Consider the following 11,189-nt stretch of genomic DNA (forward strand, 5'->3'; position numbering starts at 1 on the left):
CTCTGTCACGCTTGCGAACAACAAGCAAGAAAATTTATACCAGTAGCACGTGGCTATTTACTTTATTACAATCGTATCGCTCTTATTTAGAACTACCTATACATCAACCTTACTGTTTTAAAAATCTTTCAAATACAAATGATTAGAATACAGACTCAAACGCACCCAGCTCTACTTGGATAGATTTGGTTTGCGTGTAATGCTCAAGCGCTTCAATACCGTTTTCGCGGCCAATACCTGAATGCTTGTAGCCACCGACTGGCATTTGTGCTGCCGACTCACCCCAGGTATTTAACCAGCAGATACCGGCTTCAATTTGGGCAATGACTCGATGTGCGCGGGTTAAATCAGCGGTCACGACACCTGCTGCCAAGCCATAATTAGTATCATTGGCACGGCGAATCACTTCTTCTTCGCTTTCATAAGTCAATATCGACATTACTGGACCAAATATTTCTTCGCGTACGATAGTCATGTCATCGCTGCAATCGCTAAACACAGTCGGTGCAACAAAGGCGCCATTAGCCAAATCGCCTGTGATCACACGTTCGCCGCCAGTCAATAAGCGCGCGCCACTAGTTTTACCTTGCTCGATATAGCCAAGTACTCGCTCCATGTGTGGGAAGCTCACCAATGGCCCCATATTGATGCTTTCATCCATCGGATCGCCTAGCTTGATACGCTCAACACGCGTTAAAATGGCTTGCTCAAATTTGGCCTGTAAGGCTTTCGGGATAAAGACACGCGTGCCATTGGTACAGACCTGACCGGTGCTATAGAAGTTCGCCATCATGGCGATGTCAGCGGCGGTATCGATATCAGCATCATCAAATATGATTAATGGCGATTTACCACCCAGCTCTAGGGTCACATCTTTAAGCGACGATGCTGCTGCGCTTGACATGACTTTTTTACCCGTTGGTACGCCGCCGGTAAATGAGACTTTAGCGATATCAGGATGTTGGGTTAAGGCTTCGCCCACTTTGTAATCCCCTTGCACGACGTTAAAAACGCCATCTGGCAAGCCCGCTTCTGTGAATATTTCTGCTAGCTTTAGCGCGGTTAACGGGGTAACTTCTGATGGTTTAAAAATCATCGCATTACCAGCGGCTAATGCTGGCGCAGCCTTCCACATCGCTATTTGAATGGGATAATTCCAAGCGCCGATACCAGCGACCACGCCCAATGGTTCACGGCGAGTATAGACAAAGCTGCTATCACGTAGTGGAATCTGACGACCTTCTAACATTGGAGCCAGTCCGGCATAATATTCAACGACGTCAGCACCAGTGACGATATCGACGTATTTGGTCTCAGAGTAAGCTTTACCGGTGTCTTTGGTTTCCAGTAACGCCAGTACGTCATTGCGTTCGCGCAATATCTCCACCGCCTTTGATAAGATACGGCCACGCTCAACCGCGGTCATCGCCGCCCATACCTTTTGGCCTTTTTGTGCCGCTTTAACCGCTGCATTAACTTGCTCATCAGTCGTTTGCTGAATAGTTGCTAGCACCTCACCAGTCGCAGGATTAATATCTTCAAAAGTTGCAAGCGAATCATCAACAGGTAGGAAACGACCGTTGATATAAGCCGTTTGCACTTGGTCTAAATGGATAAGGTCGGTTAAATTATTGGAATTTGTCATAAAATCTCCTTGCGACGACTGATAAATGCTATTAATAAAGAACACTCATCTCAAATCGTGTCGTTACTGTTTAAGTATTAAAATACTTTAGAATAAAAAGTGTTTTAATAAAGTTTTTACGTTGACTTATACATCGGTAATTATGTGATATTGGTATAATTTTTTTGCAGCCTCTGTCTGCTAAAGCACACAGCAAGCAAGAAAAACTTATAGCAATATTTCTATCTTATTTATAGAGCGCTTGAACCCATCTTGAACCCATTAACTACCCTAAAACTACTGCTCAATCCTACTCACGCTGGGTCATGTTTATCAAACGCGCGCGTAAGGATTTTTTGTCAGATATATTGATGCCTGAAAAGTCAGAAAGCCAAATACCATCGGCAACCAAACGCACCATACATAAGGTTTCGTTATTATCAGTGGCGTCATGTTTCTTTAATTGCGCATTTGACCATTCGGCCCACAATTCACGCAGTTCGATATCGCCAAGCATCAATACATATAACGTGGCTTGGCTATTAAACTCTTCCTGTCCTTTTTCGCCCAAACTGATGGTGGCGTCGATATAAGCGCGGGTAAAAGCACCATAACTGACAGGGTCTTTGGCCATTGCCGTATTCACTTCTGCCTCAAATTTCGCCATCGCATCATGAAACACTTCAAGGATAAGCGCATTTTTGGTGGCGAAATGATGCATCACACCGCCTTTGGTCACGCCGACCGCATCAGCCACCGCTTGAAAAGTAACCTTAGACAACCCCTGCTCTAGCGTTATCCGTGCGGCTTGGTCAAGCAGCGCACGACGAACCAGTTCGGGCTGTTTTTTACGCTTATAAGCATTCTCAATTTCCATTTTTACCTCCCTGTTAAATGGTTAATTCACCACAGAATTAGACAGTAAGTTCATCACCACGACCCCGCCAACAATCATAGCGATGCCAACCACTGCTGCTGTATCCAGACTTTGCTTAAAAAATACCAAGCCAACAAGCGATGTCAGCACAATTCCCAGACCACCCCACAGTGCATAAGCGATGCCGAGCGGTATGGTTTTGATGGTTTGGGTCAGCAAATAAAACGAGATGGCATAAAGCACACCCATAATTAAGGTCGGCACCAAACGGGTGAATTGCTCTGACTTCACTAAAAAGGTGGTACCAATCACTTCGCAAATAATGGCAATCGCAAGGTAACCGTAAGCAATAGTGGTAGGACTCATAATTAGGATGCCTTTTTTAAGTCATGCTTAAATTGGGTTCAAATCAAGTATATATTAATAATGTATATACATTAAAGAAACCACACGGTCGGTATTTTATAGAAATAATTGCGCAATGTGAAGGGTATATTCATAAATTTTGTTTCAATTTATTTATGGATTGCTTTAATATTCAAAAAGATAAGTAATTCATTCAATTAAAACCAGTTTTACCTGTTGATATAGTTGATTCACTTTAAAACTGACACAGTGCTGCTGGAGCAAATTTTTTGCAGCCTCTGTCACGCTTGCGAACAGCCAGCAAGAAAAATTTATACCAGTAGCACGTGGCTACTGACGTATCGATTTTATTTAGAACTGACTATATCTAGGCCGCGTCATCGATTAGCACATCGACTAAAACAGTTTATTTAATATGCCAAAACACCTATTTTTGATAGATTACGATAATATTTATAATTAATGCTCTAATAAGGTTGACAGCTCATAACTACTTGGCTAAAATACGCTCCACATAACGCAAACAAGACAAGCAACGGCGCTTATCAACCCCTTTGTAAAACTTGTAGCAACAACCGTTATGACAACTTATTCTCCAATAGCTCAGTTGGTAGAGCAACGGACTGTTAATCCGTGTGTCCCTGGTTCGAGCCCAGGTTGGAGAGCCATATACTAAAAACCTTCATCATTATTTGATGAAGGTTTTTTTATGGTTATCACTTTTATATTGATTAATGTATTAATTGAACACTTAGAATATTCGCGCAGCTGCGGTGTTCTTTTGAACGTATTTGTTGTATGGTAAGGATTGTTTTCATTAGGTTAGTTTTTATCTGAGTGCTTTACTCCTACTCACTAAAAGTAATGGTTTATTATGATACCTGCACGTATAAAAAATAAGTTTTCTGATCATCCGCAAAAAATCATGCGCCCGATCAGTATTCGTTTGTCTGAAGAGATGATTACACTACTAGAGGCGACTTCGGAAGAATTGGGTTTTAAACGCATTCAAGGACTTATTCGTTTATATATTCGCCAAGGGCTTGACCGTGATCATCAAGATTATACACTCGCCCATGATGAGGTGTTTATTGAGACTCTGCGTAAGCGTGGTGTGAGTCAGCACATCATTGATGAGGCGATTGTGGTGACCCATAATAATAATATCACCCACCCTTTATCTGAGCTGCAAGACAACGACTAACTCACTATATTAAAAACAGCTTCATTCAATAAAAAGACCGAGCCTGCTTAATCGCGCTTGGTTTTTTTATATTTAACAAACCATTTTTCTTCTCTGCTCTGTCCTATAATAGTCAGTGAAACGTAAAATCGATACATCACGTACTGCAGGTATAGTTTTTTCTTGCTTGCTGTGCCTACGCAGACAGAGGCTACAAAAAAACTATACCAGCAGTATCGTAGCGTTTTTAAAGTATTTTAACTATATAGCACTAAAGCAGTGTCATAAAAAAAGCCCCAATCATTACTGATTGGGGCTTTTTGAATTTGGCGGAGACGGAGAGATTCGAACTCTCGAAGGGCTATGAACCCTTGTCGGTTTTCAAGACCGGTGCATTCAACCGCTCTGCCACGTCTCCATTTGTGCATCATTATAGCGATCTGAAATAAGAATGCAAGCGCTTATCTCAAAAAAGTTAAATTAATTTATAAACGGCTTAAAATCTCTGGGCTATGACTTGCTTGAGGCAAGATGCAAGCACATATCTAACAGCCTGTTGGCATAACCCCATTCATTATCATACCAAGCAAAAACCTTATACTGCTCGCCTATCTGCATAAGCTGTTGCCCATCAATAATAAGCGATTCAGTCTGATGGATAAAGTCACTTGAGACTAAAGGTTCATCGGTATAAGCCATAATATTGATCAAACTACCAGCGCTGGCAGTTTTCAATACTTCTCGAATCGCCTCAATGTCGACGTCCAGCGTATCAAATATAAAATTGACATCAATCGCCGCCACATCGATGGTTGGCACACGAATGGAGTGACCGTTAATCTTGCCTATCATATTAGGTAGCACGCGCTCCGTAGCGGCGATGCTGCTTGAGGTCGTTGGAATGATATTATAACCAGACGCGCGCGCCCGTCTCAAATCACGATGCGCTTGATCAAGCACCGTTTGATCCGCAGTCACGGCATGAATCTCAGTCATCATCGCCGACTTTACGCCAAAGGCTTTATCAAGGGTATCAATGAGCGGCACTAATGCCTGAGTGGTGCATGAGACACTCGATATAATAGGCAATTTACGCGTTAACGACTCGCCATTAACGCCCATAACGATAGAAGCATCGACATGATCAAAGGGAGCCGCGCCGATTATCACCTGCTTAGCGCCTGCCTCTATATGCACACTGGCTTGCTCGTATGAACGATAGTGTCCCGTACATTCAAGTACCACATCAACCTGCAAATCTTTCCACGGCAGTGTCTCTGCATTCTCTCTTGATAATAAACGGATACAATAAGTGAGATTGTTTTTATTTAAGCACAGCTGAATATCGGTTTCTGCTGTCGCACAGGGCTTTTGCTGATAATCAGTAATACCATCTTGAACAATATCAGCGGTCACGCCCAATCGGCTCAAACGCCCATGGGTACTATCGAACCTAAGTAGATGCAATAAGGTCTCAGCTGGCGCCAAATCATTAATGGCGACCACATGAATGGCACGCCCTAGCACCTCAAATCGCTCTAATAATGCGCGCAGTACATTACGACCAATACGACCAAAACCATTGATAGCCACTCGCAAAGGCTGAGTTTGCTCGTTGGTCGCATAAAAACCTGCAACAGAAGGGTCAGAGGTTAGACGATAGGTAGCACTAGAAAAATCAGGCATAACAAGTTATCGCTTTAAAAGATATAAAAAGGAATTGAGCGCTTTCATTGAACAGAGCCTAACCAATCGTAATAAATTAGGGCGTAATAAAGATTAATGCCAAGCGTATGGTGTTGTAATCAATCGCCTGTTTGAGGTGCTCAAAGATTGGGCGTAGCTTAATACTACCATCATCATTGAAGTCGTTGGGGTTATTGGCCACTTTAATCGCTATATAGGCATTACCAACCGCCGTCATCACCTCATCCTCTGGACGCAGATGATCACAAGCGAGGCTCGGATCTTGAGATTTTAGCTCACCAATATGCCGCATGATGGTCGATTGTGAAAGCTGACGCGCCTGGGATATCTCAGCGATAGATAAGCTTTCTTCTAGTAATAGCCGGGTCGCCTGTAAGGTGCTTGCTGATTTATCAGAGACTTGATTGCCTAATTTCTGTTTTTTATCTAGCTTCGCGTGCTGCTGCTCGCGGCGCTTTTTTTGCAAATTGGCATAAGCATCAATCACTGATTTACTTAATGTACCGCCTGATTTCAAAACAAACTTCTCATGGGCTTGCGTCATGCTTTCTTCATCGAGCATGGCATAGCTGGCATCAGCTTCGTCAGACAACACTAAAAAGCGCTTATCGGCGCCACGTGCCAGCGGATCAAGCTGCAAGCTCATCTCATTCATTCCTAGCAATTGCAGACCTGCCAGCGACTTTAGCCGTGATAACGCCACATAACCTTGCCCAAGCTCAAAGGTGCGTGACAAGTCAATCTCAGCGGCATCAAGCGTCATACCTTGTGACTTATGAATAGTAATCGCCCATGCCAGACATAACGGCACTTGCTCATAGCTCGCCAACACTTCACCCGTCTCGTCCTCGATGATCCACTCTTCTGGCTCAGCGATGACCTCACGTCCTGAATTGAGCCGAACCACTGGCATTTTTTGTGTGGTTATTTTTTTGTCCTTTAACTTTTCTTTATCCTTAGCTTTATTTTTTGTATTGTCAGCCTTGTCTTCGTCAGTATCTACAGTGGTTTCATCGTCTGCAATCAAATTATCATTGCTGTCTTTATCATCATTAATTTTTACCGCCGCAAAGCCTATCAGCTCACCCATGGTGCCGTTAGACACACCAAGCTCGGTATTGTTTTTAATAAACATCACTTTTGAGCCAACCTTGAGGATAAGCTCATCTTGGGTACGGACGGTTTTCTTTAGCGTCTCAACCAATTTACTATCGCCAACAGACGTGGCTTCAAAGCGCATCATCTCACCCGATAGCTCGGCTAACTCTTTATCATTAATTTTATTGACATTGAGATTATGGGTATAAAGGCGCGTGCGCTTGATATCGACGTCTTGATCAAAGGTCGCCTCCAGTGCAGCAATCGCTTCAAAGGTCACTTCTTGACGGCGGATTTGATTGAGAATATCGTCCAAATCAAGCCCGCCATTGGCCGCTTCACTCACTTGCCGATGTTGCTCGGATAAATAGCAGATATGAAACTTAGCGTCGAGCCACGCTTCCGACATAAAGGCAAACTTCTCACGGTTGCTCTCACCCTTGCTACCAATCGGCGGTAACTGAAAAAAGTCTCCTGCTACGACGACTTGAATGCCACCAAAGGCTTTGTCATTTTTGCGTACATGCTTAAGTACTTGGCTGACCAAATTGATCTGCTTGGCATGCAGCATCGATATTTCATCGATAATCAGTACCGCAGTGTCTTTGAGTCTATCAGCCAAAAACTGCTTGCGTGATAAATTGGTCAAATCGCGCTCAGATAACTCATCTTTGATGCCAATACCTGACCAGCTATGGATGGTCGTGCCGTTCATATGCGTCGCAGCAATACCAGTACTGGCAGTGACGGCAACGGGTACACGGCGCGCACGCAGATAGTCAATATATTGGTTGAGCGTATAAGTTTTTCCTGAACCTGCTGAGCCAGTCAAAAAGACATTTTGTCCTGTTTTTAAAATATTGAGAGCAGAAGATTGACGCATATATCCAAACCAATTTATTTAATAGTGATAAGAGAAAAATCTAAAGAAAAGTAATATATAGTCAGATCAATATAAAAAATATATAGCGGGACTGATATGAACTTTTTGTAGCTTCTGTCGGCGAAGCCACAGCACACAAGAAATTTTATATCAGTCCCACGTTATATGCCATGTATCCATTTTATTTATTATCGACTATCAGCAAAAACAGCTGCCATGATTATAACAGCTACCTGCATATTACGAACCACTTTAACCCTCATACGTTGTATAACTTAAAGTTATATGATACAAAATATATCATTATAAAAAGTCATTATCACTCTACCTAAAAGCTCAGTACGATAGAGTCATAACTTGATCAGGAAGATCAAGTATTCTCAAGTAGTCATAATACACAACAAGGAGTGGTTAATGTTATACGCTTATCCCAACACTGAAAACAGTCCCGTCCAATTCCGCGAAAAATATGATAACTTTATTAATGGTGAGTGGGTAGCACCAGTCGATGGCGAATACTTTGATAACCCAAGTCCTATCGATGGAAAAACTATTTGCCAAGTCGCACGCTCAAAAGAAGCCGATATCGAATTAGCATTAGATGCCGCTCATGCTGCTAAAGACGCTTGGGGCAAAACCAGTGTTGCTGAACGCGCCAATCTGTTACTCAAAATCGCTGACAGCATGGAAGCCAATCTAGAAGCCATCGCCATTGCCGAATGCTACGAAAACGGTAAGCCAGTACGTGAGACGCTAATGGCAGATATTCCATTGGCCATCGATCAATTCCGTTATTTCGCCAGTGCCATTCGTGCCCAAGAAGGCGGCATCAGCCAAATCGATGAAGACACGGTCGCTTACCATTTCCATGAGCCACTAGGCGTGGTCGGTCAAATTATTCCCTGGAACTTCCCAATTTTAATGGCCGTATGGAAAATTGCGCCTGCCCTAGCTGCTGGTAACTGTATCGTCATGAAACCTGCCGAGCAAACGCCTGCGTCTATCTTATTTATGCTAGAGACTATCGGTGTCGCTGATATCTTGCCAAAAGGCGTACTAAACGTGGTCAATGGCTTTGGTGTTGAGGCCGGTAAGCCGCTTGCATCGAACCCGCGTATTAACAAAGTAGCGTTCACTGGCGAGACGACGACTGGTCGCCTCATCATGCAGTACGCCAGTGAAAACATCATTCCAGTGACACTAGAGCTGGGTGGTAAGAGCCCAAATATATTCTTTGCTGATGTCATGGATGAAGACGATGATTTCTTAGACAAAGCCGTTGAAGGCTTAGTAATGTTTGCCCTCAACCAAGGCGAGGTTTGTACCTGTCCGTCGCGCGCACTCGTCCATGAAAGTATCTATGACGAATTTATGAAACGCTGCATTGCTCGTGTCGAAGCCATCAAAATGGGTAACCCATTAGATACCGAAACCATGATTGGTGCCCAAGCCAGCTCAGATCAATTAGAAAAAATCCTATCTTATTTGGATATTGGTAAAAAAGAAGGCGCGAAAGTTCTGGTTGGCGGCGACCAAGCCAAACACGACGGCGCCCTATCAGATGGCTACTATGTCAAACCAACTATCTTTGAAGGCACCAATGACATGCGCGTGTTCCAAGAAGAAATCTTCGGACCTGTACTTGCTGTCACCACTTTTAAAGATGATGAAGAAGCCATGCAGATTGCTAATGACACGCTATATGGTCTGGGTGCAGGCGTATGGACTCGTAGCATTCACAAAGCCTACCGTTTCGGCCGTGGCATCCAAGCTGGTCGCGTTTGGACCAACTGTTATCATCTCTATCCGTCACATGCCGCCTTCGGTGGTTATAAGCAATCGGGTATTGGTCGTGAAAACCATCTAATGATGCTTGACCATTATCAGCAAACCAAAAACATGCTGGTATCTTATAGTCCAAAAAAGATGGGTTTCTTTTAATCTAAGGTAGCAAAATCACTTTAGGTAAATCAATGCAATCTATCAAAAGGTAGGTTGCATTTTTTTATAAATAATTTGGTGGTGTGTCAGAAAGTATGCTGGGGAATAAAGGAGGGTGACAGCCGAGGCAAGATGATATATTTGAGTAGATATCAGCTGCCCCGACTGTCACAGTCCCGGTTTAAAGAAACCCCGATATTAACAACGTCACCTAAGGAAAGTAAACTTCATACCTCAGTCTTCTACACTATATAAATAGTAGCATATAGAGCTTTCTCGACTCATAAGATTTAAATAAACCCATAGTAATTATAGATATTAATAATATTTCGAGCACTATAATATTGAGGGATCCACTACCTAATAAGTTATAGTGCAGATTGTATAGGTTAACTGATCTCTAATATCGCTCTCAAATTCGGAACTGAATCTTTAACTTGATTAAAATTTGAACAATTCTTGAAGCCTTGAAAGCCCTATAGAATCAGAGAACTTAGCATAGATTTCTTATTGATTTTATCGCCAGCATACTTTTTAGAACACCACCGTATTTTTTGAGGATGTCTATGTCATACTCTATTCACGATGAGCCGCACCTAAGTAACCGGAGTCAATGGCTCAGAGCAGCGGTACTTGGCGCCAATGATGGACTCATTTCTACCGCCAGTTTACTGGTTGGTGTTGCCGCCGCAAACGCGAGCAGCCAAACCTTATTACTGACAGGATTGGCGTCACTGACTGCAGGGGCTTTATCGATGGCGGCTGGTGAGTATATCTCTGTGTCCTCACAAGCAGATACTGAAAAGGCTGATTTAAAAAAAGAGCTTTACGAGCTGACGCATAATCCTGAGCGGGAGCTTGTCGAGCTGACAACAATTTATAAACAGCGTGGACTTGATCAAGACTTAGCACACCAAGTTGCTGTCGCCTTAACTGAGCACGATGTACTTGAGGCTCATGCTCGTGACGAGATAGGGCTAAATGAAATCAGTCAAGCAAAGCCCCTGCAAGCTTCCATTGCCTCCGCATTGGCCTTTATTACTGGTGCCATATTTCCTGTCATCGGCATCTTGGTGTTTCCAGCCCAGATCCTTGTTTGGTCATTGGCCGCGCTGACCATAGTCGGCTTAGTCCTACTTGGCATGGTATCGGCGCGCTTGGGCGGTGCACCCACTCTCCCTGCTGTCACTCGCGTCGTCGTGTGGGGTGTATTGGCCATGGTCGCAACATCACTTATTGGGCGATTACTTGGGGTGTAGCAGATTCAATTTAAAAGTATGACAGTTTTATTTTCAAATGACTAGAACGGTTTAGAGCCCAGTTTATTTTTAGCGCTCATTACTTTTTCGTAACGCATCCTAGAACGATACGTCTGTATCAGCGCGCGTTTGTAAGTAAAGACCTATTAAGGTATTCAAAAAGTGGTGGTGTGTCAGAAAGTATGCTGAGGAGATGAAAGGAGGGTGACAGCCAAAGCAAGATGATATATTTGAGGTTATGAAGACACAAA

General features: G+C 43.3%; 8 protein-coding genes and 2 tRNA genes. 4 read left to right on the forward strand and 6 right to left on the reverse strand.

The features are described 5' to 3' along the window. Positions 1-142: 142 nt before the first annotated feature. The 3 genes from betB to EI162_RS04185 all read right to left on the reverse strand — a co-directional run bounded on the left by betB (position 143) and on the right by EI162_RS04185 (position 2,867). Positions 143-1,645 (reverse strand): betaine-aldehyde dehydrogenase, encoded by a 1,503-nt coding sequence (gene betB, locus EI162_RS04175; protein WP_192523174.1) that lies wholly within the window; start codon positions 1,643-1,645, stop codon positions 143-145. 289 nt (positions 1,646-1,934) lie between these two features. Further along, entirely contained in the window at positions 1,935-2,501 is a 567-nt protein-coding gene (locus EI162_RS04180; RefSeq protein ID WP_192523175.1) for a TetR/AcrR family transcriptional regulator, read from the reverse strand. A gap of 21 nt (positions 2,502-2,522) precedes the next feature. After that, positions 2,523-2,867 carry a DMT family transporter gene (locus EI162_RS04185; protein WP_192523176.1) on the reverse strand — a complete coding sequence of 115 codons (345 nt, stop codon included), beginning with the start codon at positions 2,865-2,867 and terminating at the stop codon, positions 2,523-2,525. Positions 2,868-3,459: 592 nt separating this feature from the next. Here EI162_RS04185 and EI162_RS04190 point away from each other — a divergent pair. Together EI162_RS04190 and EI162_RS04195 are read left to right on the forward strand one after the other, a co-directional pair. Beyond that, positions 3,460-3,535 (forward strand) — tRNA-Asn (locus EI162_RS04190). A gap of 206 nt (positions 3,536-3,741) precedes the next feature. After that, entirely contained in the window at positions 3,742-4,071 is a 330-nt protein-coding gene (locus EI162_RS04195; RefSeq protein ID WP_192523177.1) for a CopG family transcriptional regulator, read from the forward strand. A gap of 306 nt (positions 4,072-4,377) precedes the next feature. Here EI162_RS04195 and EI162_RS04200 read toward each other — a convergent pair. The 3 genes from EI162_RS04200 to EI162_RS04210 form a co-directional block, all read right to left on the reverse strand. Further along, positions 4,378-4,468, reverse strand: a tRNA-Ser gene (locus tag EI162_RS04200). Between the two features lie 92 nt (positions 4,469-4,560). Then, a complete protein-coding gene (locus EI162_RS04205) occupies positions 4,561-5,736 on the reverse strand; it encodes a type I glyceraldehyde-3-phosphate dehydrogenase (protein ID WP_192523178.1) in 1,176 nt (391 codons plus the stop codon). A 76-nt stretch (positions 5,737-5,812) separates the two neighbouring features. After that, a complete protein-coding gene (locus EI162_RS04210) occupies positions 5,813-7,738 on the reverse strand; it encodes an AAA family ATPase (RefSeq protein WP_192523179.1) in 1,926 nt (641 codons plus the stop codon). Between the two features lie 414 nt (positions 7,739-8,152). Between EI162_RS04210 and EI162_RS04215 the strand changes: the two genes are divergently transcribed. Together EI162_RS04215 and EI162_RS04220 are read left to right on the forward strand one after the other, a co-directional pair. Further along, positions 8,153-9,679, forward strand: a complete 1,527-nt coding sequence (locus tag EI162_RS04215; RefSeq protein ID WP_192523180.1) for an aldehyde dehydrogenase family protein — start codon at positions 8,153-8,155, stop codon at positions 9,677-9,679. A gap of 566 nt (positions 9,680-10,245) precedes the next feature. Then, positions 10,246-10,938 (forward strand): VIT family protein, encoded by a 693-nt coding sequence (locus tag EI162_RS04220; RefSeq protein WP_192523181.1) that lies wholly within the window; start codon positions 10,246-10,248, stop codon positions 10,936-10,938. Positions 10,939-11,189 lie beyond the last annotated feature (251 nt).

This window comes from Psychrobacter sp. FME6, from assembly GCF_014861365.1.
Taxonomy (GTDB): Bacteria; Pseudomonadota; Gammaproteobacteria; order Pseudomonadales; family Moraxellaceae; genus Psychrobacter.

Bases quoted from the DNA above. Each gene is read 5' to 3' on its own strand.
- EI162_RS04195 (WP_192523177.1), top strand. From the start codon at position 3,742: ATGATACCTGCACGTATAAAAAATAAGTTTTCTGATCATCCGCAAAAA.
- EI162_RS04180 (WP_192523175.1), bottom strand. From the start codon at position 2,501: ATGGAAATTGAGAATGCTTATAAGCGTAAAAAACAGCCCGAACTGGTT.
- EI162_RS04210 (WP_192523179.1), bottom strand. From the start codon at position 7,738: ATGCGTCAATCTTCTGCTCTCAATATTTTAAAAACAGGACAAAATGTC.
- EI162_RS04220 (WP_192523181.1), top strand. From the start codon at position 10,246: ATGTCATACTCTATTCACGATGAGCCGCACCTAAGTAACCGGAGTCAA.
- EI162_RS04205 (WP_192523178.1), bottom strand. From the start codon at position 5,736: ATGCCTGATTTTTCTAGTGCTACCTATCGTCTAACCTCTGACCCTTCT.
- EI162_RS04185 (WP_192523176.1), bottom strand. From the start codon at position 2,867: ATGAGTCCTACCACTATTGCTTACGGTTACCTTGCGATTGCCATTATT.
- betB (WP_192523174.1), bottom strand. From the start codon at position 1,645: ATGACAAATTCCAATAATTTAACCGACCTTATCCATTTAGACCAAGTG.
- EI162_RS04215 (WP_192523180.1), top strand. From the start codon at position 8,153: ATGTTATACGCTTATCCCAACACTGAAAACAGTCCCGTCCAATTCCGC.